Source organism: Streptomyces sp. PH10-H1 (assembly GCF_030063355.1).
GTDB lineage: Bacteria > Actinomycetota > Actinomycetes > Streptomycetales > Streptomycetaceae > Actinacidiphila.
In genome coordinates this window covers 1-19,385 of sequence record NZ_JASISZ010000111.1, presented here as the reverse complement: position 1 = coordinate 19,385, position 19,385 = coordinate 1, and the positions used below count along the sequence as shown (strand labels likewise).

The window sequence follows — 19,385 nt, the reverse complement described above, 5'->3', positions numbered from 1 at the left end:
CGACTGGTACAACCACCATCGACCCCACGGTGAGATAGGCCACGTCCCACCCACCGCATACGAGACCACCTACTACCGACAGAACACACAAGAACCACAGGCCACAACCACAACCACAACCACAACCACAACCACAACCACAACCACAACCACAACCTAGAGTCTCTACCGAACCCGGAACGGTTCAATCATCCATTCCCTCAGCTTGCCACCCGCCTTTGTCCGCCGCCTGACTGCCGACTTCCCGGATCATGCGCTGCGCTTGGACTTGCGCGATGCGGTCTTCTTGGCCGCGGGGCAGCTTCTCCTTGCCGGACATCGCGACCTTCCCCACCGCTGCCTTGCCCGACCCTTGCCGAGCGCGGCGCATCAGGACGTACGGCTTCTCGCCGCCCTGCCCGGGGGCCAGCACGTAGGGGGTGTCGAGCTGCAGGGAGTCGCCACTGTCCGCGTTGAGGAACCCGTTGACCTCGATGGTCTTCGCGGTCAGCAGGGGCATGTTGGCGAGTTCGTCGTCGGTGATCTCGACCAGGGTGCCGTCCGGGGTCTCGTAGGCGCGTCCGATCTCGCTCTGGTCGAGGACCTGGTCGTCGATCTCGCACTTCTTGCGGTACCGGACCGGGCCGCCGTCCTCGCGGTGCATCTGCCGGAACGGGATCTTGTGGCTGGACACGATCGATCCCATCCGCACGGGAATGGCGACCAGGCCGAAGCTGAGCGTTCCTTACCACAGCGGCTTCATAACGACGCCCTTCGCACGGCAGAGCCCCCTGATCAACGTAAGCCGCCACCCGGCCCACCGCGCGGTAGGAATCTCGCAGGCCAGATGCCTACGGGCCGGCGGGCAGGCGCTGGGCGACGTGACAGACCGGGCAGTCCGCCGCGATGTCGTCCCGGGCCGCAGCCTCCCGGGCCTGCGCCGAGGAGGGTCGCCTCGCTGGGCGTACAGCTGCCATTCGTTGTCCTTCGGCAACGGTTCCGGGCCGGGCGCAGGGGCCGGCGGTTCGGGTGCGCCGCTACGGGGGGAGGAGCGGCGGCGCCGTACCGCGTCGGGGTGCCGTCGCAGTGGCACGCCCTCGTAGGAGGTGTCGGGGACGGGGCGGACGTGGGTGGCGGGCACGGCGAAGCGCACCGGCGCGGGCTCGGCGACCTCCCGGTCCGGCAACCACACCAGGGACCAGGCGGTCATTTCCAGGTCGTAGAACCAAGCGCCGGAGCGCACCTGGAATCTGCCGAGCAGCCGCGCGGTGAGCACCTGCCCGTCCGGGAGCAGCGCCCTGACCGGAGGCGTTGCCGCGGCCGCGGGCGGCTCAGCCCCGTCGTGGCGGTCCGGGTCCTCCTGGCCGTCCATGGCTACGCCGCCTGCTCCAGCGCCCCCGAGCACAGCGCCGGCCGGGCCCGGGGCGCCGGCGCTTCCTCGAGGACAGCGGTCGCCCAGGCCGGGTGCGCGCCGATGACGGCGCGCAGCTCGCGCTCGCGGTCCAGCAGCTCCTCCACCGCGGTGTGGTCCGCCTCGCTCCACCCGGCCGACGCCGGGTGCGCGGTGCCGTCCGGGCCGGTCCAGGCCGCGGCTACGTGTGCCAGTGGACGCGAGCTTGCCCACGAATGATCCGGCGGGACTGTGGTGGGTTGGGCCTGGCGGCGCGGGCCCGGCCGGGACGCGGACGGAGGAGGTGCGCCAAGGAGAGTGCAAGGCCGGTCATCAGCCGCCTCCGGGGCGCTGCCTCCTCGTCTGCGTCGTGAATTCGGTGTGTCGCTTTCCCTTCGGGCACGGGCCGGCTGGCGGCGGCCCCGCCTCACCAGTGACGACTGCGTACGGTGACGCTTCGATGTGCCGAGGTCACGTGGTGGTGATTTGCTGCTATGTGTCCAGATCCTTCGTTTCAGGAGTGACGATGAACGTTGCAGGTGAGTCGGGTAACCGTGCGCAGCAGATGCAGGACAAGGTCCGGGAGCTGAGCGAGCGCGCCGAGCGTTCCACCGACCCGCAGGAGCGCAAGAAGCTTCAGGACAAGGCCCGGCATCTGCAGGAGAAGTCCATGGGGCAGGGCGGGGGTATGGGCCAGGACATGCCGGGTCATGGGGGTCGCGAGCGGGACAACGACTTCCCCGAGTGACACGCCCTTCAGCACGCGCAGGGCCTCCCCGGCGGCGTCGTGGGAGGCCTCGCCGCGCTAAATCGCGCGGGCGGATCGTACCGAGGGTGTTGGTCGTTGAGATGAGGCTGCTCTCCCGGTGCGCGTGAACCGCCGGTGGAGCGGAACGCCCGGCCGCCCTACTACTTCGCCAAGGGCGGCCGGACGCGTTCGGTGCGGTCAGACCGGCTGTCCGCAGTTCCTGGCGCGGGGCCGCGCCTGGGCAGCCGCAGGCACGAAGGTGATCTGGGTGCCGTTCTTGTGCTTGGTGCGTTCCAGCATGAGTGGTCAGCTCCTGGGGATCCACGGGAATGTGCGCCGATCGTCTCGTGGGGGCGGGCAATCCGCCCGTGGTGGTGTGCAGGTGGGTGGATCTGTCACCCGTACGGCGCCGCCCCCTGGGGATGGGGTGCCGGCGCTGGGGTTGGCGAACGGGTGAGGTTTGGCCGCCGACCGGGGGAACAGCTGCGTGCCGGCAGCCCGGGTCGGGCACTGCCACGACAGCGTTTACTTCCTCCCGGCGCCGGTGGCGCCACGAAAGGACCTGACTATGAGCGACAGCATCTGGGGCTACGGACCGTCTTCCGGCTGGCAGGCGGGCACCGACCTGACGGGCTACAAAGTCGAGGCCACCGATGGCTCCATCGGCAAGGTCGACAAACACTCCGAAGAGGTCGGCTCCGCCTACCTGGTCGTCGACACCGGCGTATGGATCTTCGGGAAGCACGTTCTGCTGCCCGCGGGCACCATCGCCGCCGTCGACCGCGAGGCAGCAACGATCTACGTCGCCCGCACCAAGGACCAGATCAAGAACGCCCCGGAGTTCGACAAGGACAAGCACACCACCGACCCCGGCTACCACCAGCAGGTCGGCGACTACTACACCGCGCAGCCGCACATCTAGCGTCACCTCCCGCGCCCGCCCCGGGCCGCCCGACGCGCCTGCGGCCTATGGCAGCGGATGGCGCGGGACGGGGCGGGACCATCGGCTGCTGCGTCGCCGCCACCGGTGCGGCCACTGGCCTTGTCGTCTGCGGGTTCGCCATGCAAGCCCTGCGGGATGCGGCACCCGGTCGTTGGCGCGGGAGACCAGCAAGGACGGCGTTCGGCCTGCCACTGTCTGGGCCCGGACCGGCGGCGTAGCGGTCCTCCCGGAAGCGTTCGGCCCCGCCAGCGGTGAATTGCGGATGCTCGTGCGGTGGCGCGTCGCGCGCTTCGCATCCCTGTGGTAAGACGAGAATCATGGCGGTCGTTTTCGGGGTGATTTCCTCCCCGATATTCGCCGGTACCTGAGAACACGTTCTATGTGATCAAGGGAGTGGATCTCATGGCCCACACACCAGGTGCGGACGCTCAGGAAGAGCCCCAGGAGGCGCGGGGTCCGAAAGGGTCGCGTGACACCGGGTCGGACCAGCCGTCCGGCGGACCGTCCGACAGGCCGTCCGGCACTGGGGACGCAAAGTCCGATACCTCCATCCAACCTCAGAAGTCGTCCGATCCGAACGCGCCCGACCTGCAGTCCGGCGGCGGCTGAGAGGGATCCGCCTCGGGGGCTCCAGAGCAGGAGCACAGCATGATCAGAGAACCGAACCGGCCCGATGACATCGACACCGAAGGCAAGGCGGTGCCGCCGTACGAAGGGCGCCGGACGTCGGCCCACGTCAAGGGCAACGCGGAACCGACCAAGGGCGGAGTGAAGACCGGCGGGGCGAGCGGGCCCGTCGAGGACGACGACATGAAGGCGCCCGAGCCCAGCCGTACCAGAGGCGGTGCGACCGGATCACCCGCGGATGAGAAGGCGGCCGGAGGGTCACGGCGGTCCCCTTCCGGCGACGCCGCTGACGACGACGGGACCGGGCCGGCTCACCAGCGCGGGGCTTCGCGCGCCGAGGACCAGTCCTGACGCCGGGGTGTGCTCGCAAGCTGAGTGCCGTTCCGTTCAGCCCCGCCGTCGGACCCCAGGGGTCCGACGGTTCACGCCGACCGGTGCGGCCACCGGCCTTGTCGTCTGCGGGTTCGCCATGCAAGCCCTGAGTGATGCGGCACCCGGTCGTTGGCGCGGGGGAGCGGATGCGTGCCCGTTGCCCGGACGGGCAACCGAGGGCGATGCCGAGCGGCGCAAGGTGGTCGATCGGTTCACAATCGAGCTGGTGAGGCACTCGGTGGCCGAGGGGCAGCACCTGTATCCGGCGGTCCGCGAGCGGGTGCCGGGGGGTGGGGAGATGGCGGACAAGGAGCTGGCCGATCACGCGAAGGTCGAGGAACTCCTGGCGGCCCTGTCGCACCTGGCGGCCGACGACCCGCAGTTCGACGTGGTCGTGAACGAGCTGATCGCCGAGGTCAGTGCGCATGTGGCCGATGAGGAGAACCGGGTGTTCCCGGCGCTGGCCCAGGTGTGCTCGCCGGACATCCTGAACGTGTTGGGCGACCAGATTCGCAGCGCGAAGAAGTCGGCGCTCACCCGCCCGCGGGCCACCGCACCGGATACTCCGCCCGAGTTCGATCTCCTGCTGGTCCCCAGCGCGAGCCTGGTGAAGCGGGTCCGCGAGTTCTTCTCGACGGGTCGGGAGCCGTCATGACGCCCAATCCGGAGCACCTTCCCAAGCCGCCGGTGCACAGGACCGCCCGTGATCTGATGACGCCTGTCGCCCATGGGATCGGTGAGGATGAGACGGTTTTGCGCGCGGCGCAGCAGATGATCGAACTGGGTGTGGGGGCGCTGCCGATCTGCGCTGGTGACGGGCGGGTGCGGGGCATGCTCACTGACCGCGACATCGTCGCGGCCCTGGCCGGAGGCAAGAACTTGGACACCACCCTGGCCGGACAGCTCGCCCAAGGTGAGGTGGTGACCATCGGGGCGGACGATGACACCAACCGCATCCTGCGTACCATGACCGCCCACAAAGTCCGCCGCCTACCCGTCATCGACGGCCGACGGCTGATCGGCATCGTCGCCCTGGCCGACGTGGCCCGGGTGTTGCCCCACTCCCAAGTCGGCCGGCTGCTGGATGCCCTGTCCCGGGACTGAGCCCGCCGGCTGCCCGCGCCCGCAGCTCGCGCAGCCGCACTGGGCCGTCCCCGCCGTCACTCGTGCGGCGCCTGCCGCCTCGCGCCGGACCGGCGGGCGGCGTGGACTGAACCCGGTGGCGCCCCCGGATCGCTGTGGAACGGCAGCGGTCCGGGGTACGCGCCGGTTGACCGCAGGCGATGCCCGGCCCCGGTGGGGTCGGGTCGGCGAAAGGATCAGGATCGTGCCGCGAGGTGCCAGTCCCAAGCGCGAGCGTCAGTACGAACACATTAAGGACAACCAAGAGAAGCGGGGCGTGTCGGCCGTGAGGGCGAAGGAGATCGCGGCCCGCACGGTGAACAAGGAGCGGGCCCGCTCCGGGGAGTCCAAGACGGCGAGCAAAACCTCCACCCCGCACCCCAAGTCCGCCTCCCAGCGCGGCGGTCAGCGCTCCCACAGCGGAGCCCAGGGGCCGACGCGGGACCAGCTGTACGCGGAGGCGAAGAAGAAGGGCGTCGACGGCCGCTCGAAGATGAACAAGCAGCAGCTCGCCCACGCCGTCGGACGCTGACCGGCGAAACGGTCCGGTGATCGGAGATGACATGAGGTGCCAGCACCTCCCGGACACCCCGGCCCCACCCATCCGGATCCGGTCCCACCCACGCCCGGGCCAGGCGCCGGCCCGCCCGGACCCGAGCCCGGCCCGCGACCGGGACCGATGCCTGCGCCTGGCCCCGACCCGTTGCCCCCGCCGGTGCCGGACCCTCAACCCGGCCCCGTCCCGCCGAATTACTCACGGGCTGCCGGGAGCAGATGACAGGCGAGTGCGCCAGGAGCGGCCAGCCCGGCAGCGGGGTCATCGCCCCGCGCGGCACCGGCCGGTGCTGCGCACAGTGCTACGGGCCGGCAGTGTCGTCGGCGACTGCCTGGACGGTGCAGGGCTACTTTGCCGACGGCGGCCTTCCCGGAGCGGGACAGGGCCTGGCGCATCAGGACGTAGGGCTTGTCGCCGCCGGGGCCGGGCTGCAGGACGTACGGGGTGGCGTACTGGGTGCCCGGGACGCTGACCATGTCAGGAGACGTGGCAGACAGTGCAGTCCGCGGCGACGTCGTCATTAGCCGCCACCTGCCGGGCCTGCGCGGTGGTGAGCTCCTCTCCCTTGGCCGGTATCCAGCAGTCGGTGTGGTGCACGCTGCGCTGCGGCGGGTCGCCGCCCAGGGTGTGCAGCTGCCACTCATCCGCCGGCGGCGGGTCCGGTCCCGATGCCGGCGGGCCGAGCGTGCGGCGGGGGGAGCGGCGCTGCCGTACCGCGTTAAGGATGGCGCCGCAGCGGCACGCTACCGCGGCCTGGACAAGACCCACGTCCAGCACGTACTCACCGCCATCGCGGTCAACATCGAACGACTCTGTGACCAGCTCCCGCCGGGAGAACCGCGTCGTCCGCAGCCACCAACCGCGTTCCAGACGTATCTGGACCAGCAGGGGATGCCCCGGCCGCGGTCCTGGCGGTTCGTCGCCGCTGAAGCCGAGCTTCTCAAGATCCCCGACAGAGTCAAGCTTAGACGGCGTACTGGTAGAGCGTGACGTGGTGTGCCGCCTCGCGGCCCCGGTTGTACGGCTCCAGGAGGTGGTCGGGCATGGGGGTGGTGCGGGTGAAGCAGAATTCGACGACGCCCAGGGCGAAAGCGTACTTGGGCGAACAGGGTGCCGCCTCGTCGTCCCAGTCGTCCCAGTCGGCCCACGGCCACAGCCCGCCGATGCGGTAGCGGCCGTGCGGGTCGGGCCGGATGTGCGCGCTGGCGACGCCGTCCGCAGCGTCGGTCGTCCAGCTGAACCGGAGGACCGGGTCTTCCCAGGCCGCGCGGAACGGGCTGTTGTCCCGGTTGATGTCGTCCATCAGCTGATCGACGGTCGCGCGGTCGAAGGCGATGGAATCGTAGGGACTCGTCTCTCCGGTGACGGCGCCCGGGTAGGGGCCGTGCTGCGTCCCCGCGATGGTGAACAAACCGACGGATTCATGGGCGTCTGTCACGTCACTCCTCGGGCGCGCTGATGGACGACGTCTGGTGACGTCATGCCCACTGGAGCGCTGTTCGAGCACGCGAGCAAGGTTTGATCACGCATTGACTCTCCTCCGCGACGCTCCCCGGAGCGCGGGGCCGCCGAAGCCCCGGAACGCCGGTGGTTAATACTGCAACCGCATGTGGGGGTGGTGGCCTCGGCGTTGGTAGTGGCATCTGCGGGCGCGGGCTTGGCTGTGGCGTCGGAAGCGTGACCAGTGCAGATGATGGTCGTTGTCCAGGTGGTGGGGCGTGAGGACGAGGTGCCCGATCATGCGGCGGATCTCGGGGACGCTGAGAGGTATGAGGTCGTGTTCGTCGTCAGCGTTGCCCCTTTTGTTGTTTCTGTGGCGCGGATGGCGGTCAGGTAGGCGAGCGCGGCCATCGCCAGGGTGATGTGCCGGTACCGATCCCGGCCGCCCGGCACCGTGCCCGGTCGTCCGTCCAGGACCGCGGGACGTAGAGTTCCCGGTCGATCAACGCCCGCCCCCTGGCTGAGGCGTAGGCCAAAAACGTGCCGATCTGGCAATTCTCGGTGCGGCCCGCGGTGCCGGAATATTGCCGCTGCACGCCCGCTGACCTGGTGCCCTTCTTCAGGAAGCCGGTGTCGTCACCGATCAGCACCCCGTCCGGGGACCCGATGCTCTCCACGACGAAGTCCCGCACATCATCACGGACCGCGTCCTGGTCCCACTCGGAGTGATTCAACAGACGCTGCACACCATCGGGGCGGAGCTGACCGACCTGCTCGGCCAGCGTCCACCCATTCTTCTTCTCCAACGGAGCCAGCAAACCCATCAGATAGTCCAAAGCCCGCTCACGTGGCTCCGACCTGCCAAAACGCCCTGCGAACCGGGCATGCAACCCTTCTACACCCGCAGCCCACGACTCGACCCGCCCCACCGTCAACGATTCGTCACACAGACGGACCAACGAGCCACACCGCCAACCGTCACACCACATGCGGTTGCAGTACTAACGCTGAACGTCTCTGTGCACGGCAGAGTACGACCGTCTTGTTACACCCATATGCGCCGTCGTGAACGCCTGCAGAGCGCGTCGTAGCCGCTCCCGCTCATGCTCCCGCGCCGGGCCGTTCCCAGCAGGTTACGTAACCTCCGGGGGCGGGCACGACTCCGTTCCGTCCAAGGGTCCGCGACCGTCCGGCCGGGCGGTCGCGCCGCCGCCGCGGCCCCTGGGGCGGGGCCGTCACGACCGGCTGGCCGAATACCGTCTGTGCATTCTTCATGGCCCCTTCGTTACATTGACGACTGTTCCGACCCCCGGACCCCATGACAGCGTCAAGGCCTCAACCACCGGGCGAGGGAGTGCGATGAACGAGGGGTACGCGGTTTTCTGTGACGCAGACCGTCAGTTCTACGACGCTCCCTACCGGCTCTCCGCCGACGGCCAGGGCCGCGGCGCGATGTACCCGCCGCTGGGACGCGAACTGCCCGACGGCTGGCAGCAGCACCGCTCGGGGGACTGGCTGGCGTTCCGGCCCGTCGAGACGAGCCTCCCCTTCCAGGGGTGGAAGCTCCATATATCGGCCTGTCTGGACAACGCCGAATCCATCCTCTCCCGCGTCTGGGACTACTGCGTCCCCCGCTCGATCGCGTTCAAGTGCATGCCGAGCAGGTACCTCCTGCACACCCGTAACGCCAAGTACGGCGACCGCGGCGGCAGCGGGAAGTTCATCACGGTCTATCCCACGGACGACGAACAGTGCCGCACCGTCGCGGAGGAGCTCGACGCGCTGCTGGGCGGCGAGCCCGGCCCGTACATCCTCACCGACCTCCGCGTCGGAGCCGGACCGGTGTACGTACGCTACGGCAGCTTCACCGAGCGTAACTGCTACGACGACCAGGGCCGGTCGTGTCCCGCCATCGAGGACGACCAGGGCCGCCTGGTTCCCGACCGCAGGGATCCCGCCTTCCACGTACCGGAGTGGGTCACCCTCCCGGAGTTCCTGCGGCCCCATCTGGAGGCCCGCGCCGCGGCCACTGTGACCGACCTGCCGTACCGGTTCGAGCGCGCCCTGCACTTCTCCAACGGCGGCGGGGTATACGTCGGGACGGATCTGCGCACCGGCCGGCGCGTCGTCCTCAAGGAGGCCCGCCCGCACGCCGGGCTGGCCGCCGACGAGGCAGACGCCGTCACCCGGCTGGAGCGCGAACGCGACGCGCTGCTGCGGCTGACCGGACTGGGGTGCACCCCGGAGGTCCACGACTGGTTCACCGTCGGGGACCACCAGTTCCTGGCCCTGGAGTTCATCGAGGGACGCCCGCTCAACAGCTTCTTCGCCCACCGGCACCCGCTGATTGAGCCGGATCCCACTCCCGAGAGCCTGGCCGAGTACACCACGTGGGCCATGCGGGTCTACCAGCTGGTGGAGCAGGCGGTGGCCGCGATCCACTCCCGTGGTGTGGCCTTCAACGACCTGCACCTGTTCAACATCATGATGTCCGAGGACGAGTCGTCCGTGGTGCTGCTCGACTTCGAAGCCGCCGCCGTCGACGACATCAACAGCCGCCAGGTGGTGGCCAACCCCGGATTCGTGGCCCCCGCGGATCGCCGCGGTTTCACGGTCGACACCTACGCACTGGCCTGCTTACGCCTGGCGCTGTTCCTGCCGCTCACCAGCCTGTTCGCGATCGACCGGGCCAAAGCCCGCCACTTGGCGGAGATCGCCGCCGAGCAGTTCCCCGTACCGCGCGAATTCCTCGACGAAGCGGTCGACGAGATCGTCCGTGGCCACAGCGCCCCGCACCCGCGGACGGGAGGGGCGGGGGGCGCTGTGGCCGGCTATCTGCCGGTCGCTCTGGGCGACTGGCCCGCCTCCCGCGACTCCATGGTGGCGGCCATCACCGCCTCGGCGACCCCCGACCGCGAGGACCGGATCTTCCCCGGCGACATCGCGCAGTTCTCCGTCCCCGGCGGCGGCGCGTGCTTCGCCTACGGGGCGGCCGGTGTCCTGCACGCCCTCGCCGAGACGGGCGCCGCACCCTCGCCCGTCGCCGAGGAATGGCTGCTGCGCACCACCAAGTCACCGGCCTCCGGCACACCGCTGGGCTTCTACGACGGCCTGGCGGGCGTCGCCTGGGTCCTGGAACGGCTCGGACACCGCGAACGCGCCCTCGATCTCGCCGACCTGATCACGTCGCAGAACTGGGACGGCATCGGCCCCGATCTGCACGGCGGCCTGGCGGGTATCGGCCTGGCCCTGGACTCGCTGGCGGCCAGCACGGGGGAGAGCGGTCTGCGCGACCGCGCCCTGCGCTGCGCCCAGTTGGCGGCCGACGCCACCCCCCGGGCCACCGGCGGGCGCCCCGCGGTACGCGCCGGGCTCCTGCACGGCGCCACCGGCACGGCGCTGCTGTACCTGCGTCTGTACGAGCGATCCGGTGACGACGCGCTGCTCGACCTGGCCGCCGAGGCGCTCCGCCGTGACCTGGCCCGCTGTGTGCGCGCGGTGGGCGGCACCCTCCAGGTCGACGAGGGCCGGCGCACTATGCCGTACCTCGGCGCGGGCAGCGTGGGCATCGGGATGGTCCTGGACGACTACCTCCCGCACCGCTACGACGAGCGGTTCGACGAGGCGCGCGGCGAGATCGTGCAGGCCGCGCAGGCCAAGTTTTACGCCCAGCCCGGACTGTTCCGCGGTGCGGCCGGCATGGTCCTGCATCTGGCGCGCACCACCACCGGCGGACCCGGCACCCACAGCGCAGACCTCCGCCGCCAGATCGACTCGCTGGCCTGGGGCGCCGTCCCTTACCAGGGACATCTGGCCTTCGCCGGAGAGCAGATGATGCGCCTCTCCATGGACTTGAGCACCGGCACCGCCGGCTGTCTCCTCGCACTGGGCAGCGCCCTGCACGACACTCCCGTGCACCTGCCCTTCCTCCCGCCGCCACGGCGGCCCCAGAGCCGGTCCTCCGTCCAGAGGACCGAAGCAGAAACCCCGTCCCCACAAGCGAAAGGAACATCATCATCATGACACTCCTTGACCTGCAGACCCTGGAAACCCCGGCCGTCGAGGACATGGGCGAGCTCGCCACCACCGGTGGCAGCCGCGCGAGCCTGCTGCTCTGCGGCAACAGCAGCCTGAGCGTCACCACCTGTAACTGACCTCATAGGTCACCGGCCGCGATGTGACGCGGCAGCGGCGTCCCGGGCGGAGCATCGCCCGGGACGCTGCACCTACGTAGCGACCCAGCGACGAAGGGGACCACCTCGCCATGGCATCCCCGCGGATCACCCCCGTACCAGCCCCGGCGCCCGCCGGCCCGGCGGACACGGCCGGTCCCGGACCCGCCCTGACCGGGGCCCTGCGCCACAGTGCCCGGCACGCCGTGACCGTGCTGGTCTGCAGCACGGCTTCGGCCGCAGTCGCGGTGGCGCTGCCCGCGGTCCTGGGCCACACCCTCGACCTGATCCTGGCGCACGCGGCGGGCACCCGCCGGGCTATCGCGCTGTGCCTGGCCCTGATCGCCGCCGAAGTGCTGCTCGACAGCGTCGTGGCGCTGTCCGGCGGTGTCATGACGGCCCGCAGCACCGCGTGGCTGCGCCGCCGCGGCACCGACCGGCTGCTCTCCCTCGCCCCGCACCAGGCCGCCGGACGGTTTCCCCCGGGAGACCTGGTGGCCCGCCTGACCGGCAACGCCGCCGAGGCGGGTGCCGCACCGGTGACCGCCGCCACCGGACTTGCCGCGCTCCTCACGCCGATCGGCGGATTGGTCGCGCTGGCCCTCACCGACTGGCCGCTCGCCGTCGTCTTCGCGGCCGGGCTGCCATTCCTGGCCCTGCTGCTGTGGGCCTTCACCCGGACCTCGTCCGACAGCGTCATCCGCTACCAGGCGGTGCAGGCGGAGCTCGCCAACCGGCTCGTCGAGACCCTGGCGGGAGCACGCACCGTCGCCGCCGCCGGCACGGAGCGGCGCGAGCGCGCCCGCATCCTGGCACCGCTGACCGAACTGGACACGCAGGGCAGACGGATGTGGCAGGTCTACGGACGCGCAGTCGCCTCCAGCGGCATCCTCGTCCCCCTGCTGATCACCGCGGTCCTCGCCGTCGGCGGGCTGCGGATGGCAGCCGGGCACCTCTCCGTCGGCCAACTGCTAGCCGCCACCCGCTACGCCGCGCTCGCCGCCAGCCTGGGCGGCGTCCTCGGGCAGCTGAACACCGTGATCCGCAGCCGCGCCGCGGCCGCCCGCACGCTGGCGATCCTGGAGGTCCCAGCGATGCGGCGGGGCCACCGGGCATTGCCCGCCGACGGACCCGGAACCCTGGAACTGCGCGCGGTCACCGTCCACCGGGGCGGTGTCCCCGTGCTGCGCTCGGTCGATCTGATGGTGCCCGGCGGCACGACCATGGCGGTCGTCGGCCGCTCGGGAGCCGGCAAGTCCACGCTGGCGGCGGTCGCCGGCCGGCTGGCCGATCCGGACAACGGCCAGGTCCTGCTGGACGGGGTACCGCTGGACGAGACCGATCCCACCCAACTGCGCCGCGAGGTCGGGTACGCCTTCGAACGGCCGACGCTGTTCGGCGACACCATTGGCGGCGCCCTGGCCTTCGGCCCCTACACGCCCGCCCGGCGGCAGATCGAGGCGGCCGCCCGCGCCGCCGACGCCGACCAGTTCATCGGGCGGCTGCCGGGCCGGTACGCCTGCCGGATCGAAGACGCGCCGCTGTCGGGCGGCGAACTGCAACGCCTGGGCCTGGCACGGGCCTTCGCGCACGCAGGCCGACTGCTGATCCTCGACGACGCGACATCCAGCCTGGACAGTGTCACGGAACTGAACGTCGGCCGGGCGCTGGCGCACGAGGTGACGCCCGGCACCCGCCTGCTGATCGCCCACCGTGCCTCGTCCGCCGCGCGGGCCGACCGGGTCGCGTGGATCGAGAGCGGGCGGGTCCGCGCCGTCGGCACCCATCAGCAGCTGTGGCGGGAACCGGGCTACCGGGCCGTGTTCGCCGATCCGGATCACGACGACGAGCCCGGCCCATGACCGGCTCGCGCACGTCCGTGCGCTCGCGGGCCCGGTCCTTCCTGCGGGCCCGCCCCCGGGTCCTGCTGCTGCTGGCCGGCTGGTCGCTGCTGGAGTCGGCGCAGACCTTCCTCAGCGGCTACGGCGTCGCCAGGGCCCTGGACAGTGGTTTCCTCGCGGGCCGTACCGGCACCGGACTGTGGTGGCTCGCCGCCGCCGCAGGGGCCATCGTCATCGGCGGTCTGGCCACCCGGCAGGTCTTCCAGGGCCTCGCCGACCTCGTCGAACCGCTGCGGGACGGCCTCGTACGCTCCGTCGTCACCCGGGCCCTGACCCGGTCGCTCGACGACAGCGGCCGCGCCGCGGACAGCGCCGCCGTCTCCCAGCTGACCAACCAGACGGAGATGGCCCGCGACAGTTTCGCCGGACTGGTCCTCGTCGCACGGTCCTTCGTCTTCACCGCCGTCGGCGCGCTGGTCGGGCTCGCCTCGCTGGACACGCAACTGCTGCTGATCGTGGTCCCGCCCCTCGTCGGGGGGCTCGCGCTGTTCCTCGCGACGCTCGCGCCCATGGCCGCCCGGCAGGAGGCGTTCTTGCGGGCCGACGAAGCACTGTCCGCCCGGTTCGGGACCATCGCCACCGGGGTGCGCGACGTGGTGGCCTGCGGCTCCCAGGCCGCCATCGCCGATGACACCCACCGCATGATCGGCGCCGAGGCCGACGCGGCACGCTCCCTGGCCCGCTGGGCCGCCGTACGGACCCTGGCCCTGGGCATCGCCGGACAGCTGCCGATCGGACTGCTGCTGCTCTGCGCCCCCTGGCTGCTGGACCGCGGTCTGACCACCGGCTCCTTGCTGGGCGCCCTCACCTATCTGACGCAGGCGCTCCTGCCGGCCCTCCACACACTGATGAACGCCCTCGGCGCGGCCGGCACCAGGCTCCTGGTCGTCCTGCGGCGGCTCACCGACGACACCAGGCCGGGCAATGCCTCGATCGTCGGCCGAGCGGTGGCACCTGTTGTTGGTGGCGGCGAGCGGCCCGCCGGCCTGCCCAAGGTCGAGGTCACCGGGCTGACCTTCGCCTACGGTCCCGAGGCGGCACCGGTGCTGCGCGACCTCCATCTGACGATCGGGGCGGGCGAGCACTGGGCGGTCGTGGGCCCCAGCGGCATCGGCAAGTCCACCCTGACCGCACTGATCGCCGGAGTCCTGACACCAGACCGCGGCCGGATCACGGTGGGCGGCTGCCCGGCCGGCCCGACCGCCGGGGCAGATCCGTCGCTGCGGCGTGTCCTCATCCCGCAGCAGGCCTACGTCTTCACCGGCACGCTGCGCGAGAACCTGCTCTACCTGTGTGCCCGCGGCGCACCCGCCGAAGCCGTCCGGGCCTCCGTGGAAGCCGTCGGGCTCGGCCCACTGATGCGGCGGATCGGCGGGCTGCACGCACCGGTCGACCCGGCGTCCCTCTCTCAAGGTGAGCGGCAGCTGATCGCCCTGTGCCGGGCCCATCTGTCGCCCGCGCCGCTCGTCCTGCTCGACGAGGCCACCTGCCACCTGGACCCGGCCGCCGAGGCCCAGGTCGAACGGGCCTTCGCCGAGCGGCCCGGCACACTGATCGTGGTAGCCCACCGCATCAGCTCGGCCCGGCGCGCCGACCGGATCCTTCTGCTGGACGGTGTCCACGCCGCCCAGGGCACCCACCAGGAACTGCTCGCGTCGTCGGCGCTATACCAGGACCTCGTCGGACGCTGGCACGCCAGTCACCTGTGAGCATGTGGCGAGCCTGGCCCGGTCAAACCCAGCCGGCCTCCTGCGAGATCCGGATGGCGTCCACCCGGTTACGGGCGCCAGTCTTTCGGGTGATGGCGGTCATGTAATTCCCCACCGTTCCCTCCCGCAGGCACAGGATCTCGGCGATCTCCGGAACCGAGGCGCCGTCGGCGGCGAGGGAGAGCACCCGTAGCTCCCGTGGTGACAGTGGTATCTCGGTGGCCTGGAGCACATCGAAGGCCAGCGACTTGTCGACATACCTCTCACCCGCCGCTACCTGCCGTATGGCGCCCAGCAGGGTCGACGGGGGGGCGTCCTTGTCCACGAACCCCAGGGCCCTGGCCTCCGTCGCACGACGCATCACCCCCGGCCGGAACTGGCGGGTCAGCACCAGCAGCGCACAGCACGGCTGGGCCGGCCTGGTCGGTAATCGGCTGGCTCCAGGACAGTCCCCGTCGACCACGCAGACATTCGGACGCAGCGCTCTGGCCCGTGCCACCGCGTTCTCCCAGCAGGAGGTGACCGCCTGCATGTCGCGCTGATCGTCCAGCAGCGCGGCTAGCGCCGAGCGCATCAGCTGTGAGTCGTGCACCCAAAGGACCCGGATCACGTTCGCCTCATCTCGTCTCTGCTGGTTCCGGTGCCGACGCTTCCGGCACCGGGAACCGCTCGCCGCCCGGCCATGTACGACCTCCATGTACCCCGGTAGTCGATGACGATGGGCCGCATTATCGGCCAAAGGATGCACCGGCGTGGGTATGGGCGGCCTCTTCATCGAATGCGCCCCCATGGGGCATATGCGCGTCCCCGCCCCGGCCGCCGGGAGGTGAGTGGGGTCACGCATCGCGGCCGGGGGCGGGTTCGTCGCCCGGCGTCGAGGGCCGCTCGGGCGGGACCAAGGCTCTCTCCTTCGCCCAGGTCGCCATCGTTTGGCGCCTGGTCGGGGTCTCGCTGTGTGGGAAGATTCTCTGGCGGTTCCTGTGCGAGAGCCCGCCCGGGCTCAGGGGTGCTCTGCCCGGGCGGCGACGGGGGCTGCGAGAGTGGGGTCAGTGGCGGTACATCACGTACGGATACGTGAGCATGGATCGCCAGCCGGGAACATGCCCCCCGCAACGGTCGTGGGCTTCCTGCTCACCAGCGCATGCTGTCGGCCGTGATGCCGCTGGCGTCGGTCTCCCTGGGGATCATCCCGTTCACCGCGCGACGCACGGTGGCCGCTGGAGGCGTTCTACCTCCACGACGACGTCCAGGCCGTGGTGGAGACGCTGACGGCGGAGATCAATGTGACGCAGCCGCGCGAGCTGGCCGACTACGCGAAGGCGTTCACCGCACTGCCCTCGATGGCCGTGTACGGGGACGCGGCCCGTACGCTCATCCGGACCGCGATCGACGCCGCTGCCCCGGGATGTGCTGCACGCAGCCGGCGCCTGCTTGTCCAGAGACAGCATCAGGGTAGCGATCCTCCGCGGCGGCTGCGTGAGTCCGCGGATCTGCGATGTTCTGCGCGAGATCTATGCACGGCTGCTGCACGAAAGGGGCCAGACCTCCGTGCTTAAGGCTGAGTTGTCGGGGGGAGTCCCATTGGGCGCGGGCGGCGGTACGCTCGGGTTCGCCTGGGGCGACGTTGCGGGTGAGGGGCGGCGAGGTGGAGTTCACGACGGCCGGGCGGCTGCGCAGCGAGGGCAGGCGTTACGTGGTGTGGGGCCTGTGCGTGGAGGCCGCTGCGGTGGTGGGCATGCTGTCGGCGCACGGCGAGGCTCGGGACTCTGCGCTCTTCATCATGGTGGCGGCGGCCGTGTTCGTCGTCGCCGGATTCAGGTCACTGAGGCGGTCGCGGACGGCGTTTCGGCTCCGCGTCGACGCGGACGGCGTAACGCTGCTCGAAGGGCGCCTGAGCTGGTCGCAGATCGACGGGGTCGCGCTGTGGTAACCTCCGCGGGCGTATACGTCGGACGACGTTGACGAGCGGAGCGTGGCGCCGCCGCACCCCGATCTGCCGGGCAACGACTTCTGGCTGATCGACGGACGCCTGGTCATGTTCCACTTCTTCAGCGGCGACGGCGACTGGGTTGCCCCGGGGTTCGAGATCGCCGAGGACCCGGCCGCGGTGAGGTTGTGCGCGTCGGCGTTCGAGACGGTGTGGGAGCGCGGCATCCCGCACGAGAAGTACAGCCAGGAAGTTCGGGTGCCGCGCCCCGAGCTGCCGCAGCTGGTGCGGTGGGTGCCCTGCCTCCAGCAGCCGATCGACGAGCTGCTCTCCCGACACCCCGGGCTTCACGTTCCTGTACTGCGAGCCCAGGGCGACCGGGATGGCGATGATGATGCTGTCCTCGTTCGCGGTGGAGTGGCCGTTGTGGACGGACGTACAGGCCGCGGCGATGGGGCTGCTGTGCGCGGTATGCGGTTTCGACCTGCGCACCCGCGGCGACCAGGAGCGGATGGCCTACAACATCCCCGAACAGCCCGACAGGCGCCGCTTGGTGTGCGGGGCCTGCTCCAACGATGGGCTGCCCGAGCTGGAGCGGCTGACGGCACAGACGCCCTGATCGGGCAGGCCGACCAGGAGACGGGCGGCGGCCATCAGCTCGGTCCACTGCGGGTCGTGCTGCCCCGGCACCATCCGGCCGGCCTGTCGCCATCGGGCGGCCAGCGCCGCGTAGATGGGCGGCTCATCAGGAAGAAGAACCGCTTGGCCTTCGCCGGGTACGGTCCTGCGGCGTCGCCCGGTAGGGATCGTGGTCTCCTGCGTCACTGTCATACGGGGGTCAACGACCGCCGGCGCGTCGGGCACGGGTGCCTGATGCTTCTTCACCTCACCGAGTGCAGCCCGGCCCTGTCCTGACGGGCGCTGGCCGGTCCGGTGCTCACCCCCGTGTGGTCGTCGAGGTGTTCGCTCAGCCGGCGCCTCAGCAGTATCAGGGCCGCGACGTCGGCAACGCCGGCGAGGCGGTCGAGCAGGAGGGCCAGCCGTTCGGGATCGTCACCGGTGCGGCACAGGGCCACGATGTGACCGATCGCCTGGCAGAGCGCTGCGGGTACCGGGCCGTGGGGAGTGTCCATGCCCGAGTCCATCGCGGGTGGGCGGCCCGGGGCTACCCCTCGTTCGGGTGACGGGTAGATGATCTCGGGTCGATGCAGTTCAGGCTGCCGCTGTCGTGTCTCACGCACCGTTGTCGTTGTCTCACGTGAACTTATTGGATTCTCAGCTGGTCTCAGGTGTCGTTGTCGCCTCCGGCCGGGCCGGGTGTCGTGTCGCACCGCTCCTTGACCAATCTCACCGATTCCTGATGTCACTGGACGTCTTGTGCCGGGACCGCGATCACGCCTGCATGTCGATCACCGTCACCGTGCCGTGCCCGACGTGCTCGGGGTGCGCCCGACGCGCCTGGTCGGTCAGTCCTGTGCCGCTCTGGGCCGCGTAGGCAGGCACAGCGTGTGTGGAGTGGGCGGACGGCTCTGCTCTCCTCTTGGCCTGCCGCTGGACCCGAATGAGCCGTTCCGCTGGTCCGAGTCACTGCCGCTGCTCGGCGAGGAGCGGGTGGTCAGGGTACGCGGCCCCTTCCTCACCGACGGACGGGTCCCACTCTGGGCGTTGTTCGCGCCAGCTCTCGCGGCGCTGAACGGGCTGGACGAGTATCCGGAGCTGATGCGGAACTGTGCGATGGCAGCTTGCACGCCCCTTGCGGTGCTCGCCCAGGGAAGCGGGTACGCCTGGCTGCGCGTCAGGGTGGAGGAGGTCACGAAGTTGGTCGAGGCCGCCTGCAGATTCCCGCCCTCGACCGCCGGGTCGTTGGAAGACCTGCTCCCTCCCGGCGGAATCCGGGTGACATCCAGCCAGGCCGCTTCGGGCAGCCTGCGCTACTACGACTGGTCGGTCCAGAGCAACATCGGGCGCTGGGCGGTGTGCACCGGCGAGCGGGAACTCTGGCTTTGGTGCGCGGTTCACCCTGACGGCCTACTTCTGATGGTCCACCTGCCGCCCGCGGGCTTACATGAACGTAGGCGCACTGGGGCATGGGATCCGCAAAGAGGCCGCCCGGCAGCGTCTTACCGAGAGCCGCGGCACCCACCCGGGGCATGAGGCAGGGACAGGCAGATGTATGAGATGCGCGCCGAACCCGATCGGACTGGCAGCCTCGCACCGACATGGCACGTCGTGTCCAAGAACGACAGCCGCATGTCCTTGTGCGGACGCCAACTCCCGGCCCCGGCCGTGAAGATCACGAGGATCGAGGAGGACCCTGAGTCAACGGAACGTTACTGCTCACCATGCATGACTGCCGTGCACACCACGGCGGGCTAGGAGCGTGGGTCAGTAACTGGCAACCCGCCTGTGGTTCGTGATCATTCATGCGGGATGATGTCGGTATGAGTGGTGGGGATGGGCTGTTCGAGGTCGAGCCGGTCGAGAAGAAGCAGCCACAGG

Annotated in this window: 21 protein-coding genes and 3 pseudogenes; 15 read left to right on the top strand and 9 right to left on the bottom strand. The window is 70.5% G+C overall.

The window, feature by feature from the left end; genetic code table 11:
* Positions 1-184 precede the first annotated feature (184 nt).
* The 3 genes from QMK24_RS37745 to QMK24_RS37735 are packed head-to-tail and all read right to left on the bottom strand — an operon-like array spanning position 185 to position 1,497.
* The gene (locus QMK24_RS37745; RefSeq protein ID WP_283471411.1) at positions 185-706 is read right to left on the bottom strand and encodes a Ku protein; all 522 of its coding nucleotides are present in this window, start codon (positions 704-706) and stop codon (positions 185-187) included.
* An 18-nt stretch (positions 707-724) separates the two neighbouring features.
* Positions 725-1,351: a hypothetical protein gene (locus tag QMK24_RS37740; protein WP_283471409.1), complete on the bottom strand. Its 627-nt coding sequence runs from the start codon at positions 1,349-1,351 to the stop codon at positions 725-727.
* A 2-nt stretch (positions 1,352-1,353) separates the two neighbouring features.
* Positions 1,354-1,497, bottom strand: a complete 144-nt coding sequence (locus QMK24_RS37735) for a hypothetical protein (RefSeq protein ID WP_283471408.1) — start codon at positions 1,495-1,497, stop codon at positions 1,354-1,356.
* 398 nt (positions 1,498-1,895) lie between these two features.
* Between QMK24_RS37735 and QMK24_RS37730 the strand changes: the two genes are divergently transcribed.
* The 6 genes from QMK24_RS37730 (at position 1,896) to QMK24_RS37705 (ending at position 5,713) form a co-directional block, all read left to right on the top strand.
* Entirely contained in the window at positions 1,896-2,117 is a 222-nt protein-coding gene (locus QMK24_RS37730; protein WP_283471407.1) for a DUF6381 family protein, read from the top strand.
* Positions 2,118-2,685: 568 nt separating this feature from the next.
* Complete coding sequence (locus QMK24_RS37725) at positions 2,686-3,039, top strand: PRC-barrel domain-containing protein (protein WP_283471406.1); 354 nt, start codon at positions 2,686-2,688, stop codon at positions 3,037-3,039.
* A gap of 669 nt (positions 3,040-3,708) precedes the next feature.
* Positions 3,709-4,038, top strand: coding sequence for a hypothetical protein (locus QMK24_RS37720; RefSeq protein WP_283471404.1), 330 nt, complete (start codon positions 3,709-3,711; stop codon positions 4,036-4,038).
* A complete protein-coding gene (locus tag QMK24_RS37715; protein WP_349307953.1) occupies positions 3,926-4,714 on the top strand; it encodes a hemerythrin domain-containing protein in 789 nt (262 codons plus the stop codon). The genes QMK24_RS37720 and QMK24_RS37715 overlap by 113 nt, the downstream gene beginning before the upstream one ends.
* Positions 4,711-5,163, top strand: coding sequence for a CBS domain-containing protein (locus tag QMK24_RS37710; protein ID WP_283471402.1), 453 nt, complete (start codon positions 4,711-4,713; stop codon positions 5,161-5,163). Before QMK24_RS37715 ends, QMK24_RS37710 begins: the two co-directional genes overlap by 4 nt.
* Positions 5,164-5,386: 223 nt before the next feature.
* A complete protein-coding gene (locus QMK24_RS37705) occupies positions 5,387-5,713 on the top strand; it encodes a plasmid stabilization protein (RefSeq protein WP_283471401.1) in 327 nt (108 codons plus the stop codon).
* A gap of 218 nt (positions 5,714-5,931) precedes the next feature.
* Here QMK24_RS37705 and QMK24_RS37700 read toward each other — a convergent pair whose 3' ends face one another.
* Complete coding sequence (locus QMK24_RS37700; protein WP_283471400.1) at positions 5,932-6,213, bottom strand: hypothetical protein; 282 nt, start codon at positions 6,211-6,213, stop codon at positions 5,932-5,934.
* 1 nt (position 6,214) lies between these two features.
* The gene (locus tag QMK24_RS37695; protein ID WP_283471399.1) at positions 6,215-6,505 is read right to left on the bottom strand and encodes a DUF6233 domain-containing protein; all 291 of its coding nucleotides are present in this window, start codon (positions 6,503-6,505) and stop codon (positions 6,215-6,217) included.
* On the opposite strand from QMK24_RS37695, the gene QMK24_RS37690 reads away from it, so the two are divergent.
* Positions 6,443-6,727, top strand: a complete 285-nt coding sequence (locus QMK24_RS37690) for a transposase (protein ID WP_283471410.1) — start codon at positions 6,443-6,445, stop codon at positions 6,725-6,727. The genes QMK24_RS37695 and QMK24_RS37690 overlap by 63 nt on opposite strands.
* Here QMK24_RS37690 and QMK24_RS37685 read toward each other — a convergent pair.
* Together QMK24_RS37685 and QMK24_RS37680 are read right to left on the bottom strand one after the other, a co-directional pair.
* Entirely contained in the window at positions 6,702-7,175 is a 474-nt protein-coding gene (locus tag QMK24_RS37685) for a hypothetical protein (RefSeq protein WP_283471398.1), read from the bottom strand. The two genes, QMK24_RS37690 and QMK24_RS37685, sit on opposite strands and share 26 nt — an antisense overlap.
* A 433-nt stretch (positions 7,176-7,608) precedes the next feature.
* Positions 7,609-8,166: pseudogene (locus QMK24_RS37680) on the bottom strand (IS701 family transposase); the annotation flags it as partial.
* 370 nt (positions 8,167-8,536) lie between these two features.
* On the opposite strand from QMK24_RS37680, the gene lanKC reads away from it, so the two are divergent.
* The 4 genes from lanKC to QMK24_RS37660 all read left to right on the top strand — a co-directional run bounded on the left by lanKC (position 8,537) and on the right by QMK24_RS37660 (position 14,959).
* Entirely contained in the window at positions 8,537-11,200 is a 2,664-nt protein-coding gene (gene lanKC / locus QMK24_RS37675) for a class III lanthionine synthetase LanKC (RefSeq protein ID WP_283471397.1), read from the top strand.
* Positions 11,197-11,331, top strand: a complete 135-nt coding sequence (locus tag QMK24_RS37670) for a SapB/AmfS family lanthipeptide (RefSeq protein WP_283471396.1) — start codon at positions 11,197-11,199, stop codon at positions 11,329-11,331. The genes lanKC and QMK24_RS37670 overlap by 4 nt, the downstream gene beginning before the upstream one ends.
* Positions 11,332-11,441: 110 nt before the next feature.
* The gene (locus QMK24_RS37665; protein ID WP_283471395.1) at positions 11,442-13,211 is read left to right on the top strand and encodes an ABC transporter ATP-binding protein; all 1,770 of its coding nucleotides are present in this window, start codon (positions 11,442-11,444) and stop codon (positions 13,209-13,211) included.
* A complete protein-coding gene (locus tag QMK24_RS37660; RefSeq protein ID WP_283471394.1) occupies positions 13,208-14,959 on the top strand; it encodes an ATP-binding cassette domain-containing protein in 1,752 nt (583 codons plus the stop codon). Before QMK24_RS37665 ends, QMK24_RS37660 begins: the two co-directional genes overlap by 4 nt.
* Positions 14,960-14,981: 22 nt before the next feature.
* On the opposite strand, the gene QMK24_RS37655 is transcribed toward QMK24_RS37660, so the two are convergent.
* Positions 14,982-15,569 (bottom strand): response regulator transcription factor, encoded by a 588-nt coding sequence (locus QMK24_RS37655; RefSeq protein WP_283471393.1) that lies wholly within the window; start codon positions 15,567-15,569, stop codon positions 14,982-14,984.
* A gap of 528 nt (positions 15,570-16,097) precedes the next feature.
* On the opposite strand from QMK24_RS37655, the pseudogene QMK24_RS37650 reads away from it, so the two are divergent.
* From QMK24_RS37650 to QMK24_RS37635, 4 genes and pseudogenes are all read left to right on the top strand, one after another.
* A pseudogene (locus QMK24_RS37650) lies at positions 16,098-16,353 on the top strand (Scr1 family TA system antitoxin-like transcriptional regulator); the annotation flags it as partial.
* Positions 16,354-16,604: 251 nt separating this feature from the next.
* The gene (locus QMK24_RS37645) at positions 16,605-16,889 is read left to right on the top strand and encodes a hypothetical protein (protein WP_283471392.1); all 285 of its coding nucleotides are present in this window, start codon (positions 16,605-16,607) and stop codon (positions 16,887-16,889) included.
* A 42-nt stretch (positions 16,890-16,931) separates the two neighbouring features.
* A pseudogene (locus QMK24_RS37640) lies at positions 16,932-17,132 on the top strand (DUF6879 family protein); the annotation flags it as partial.
* A 136-nt stretch (positions 17,133-17,268) separates the two neighbouring features.
* Positions 17,269-17,505 carry a hypothetical protein gene (locus QMK24_RS37635; RefSeq protein ID WP_283471412.1) on the top strand — a complete coding sequence of 79 codons (237 nt, stop codon included), beginning with the start codon at positions 17,269-17,271 and terminating at the stop codon, positions 17,503-17,505.
* 262 nt (positions 17,506-17,767) lie between these two features.
* Here QMK24_RS37635 and QMK24_RS37630 read toward each other — a convergent pair whose 3' ends face one another.
* Positions 17,768-18,019 carry a hypothetical protein gene (locus tag QMK24_RS37630; RefSeq protein WP_283471391.1) on the bottom strand — a complete coding sequence of 84 codons (252 nt, stop codon included), beginning with the start codon at positions 18,017-18,019 and terminating at the stop codon, positions 17,768-17,770.
* Positions 18,020-19,385 lie beyond the last annotated feature (1,366 nt).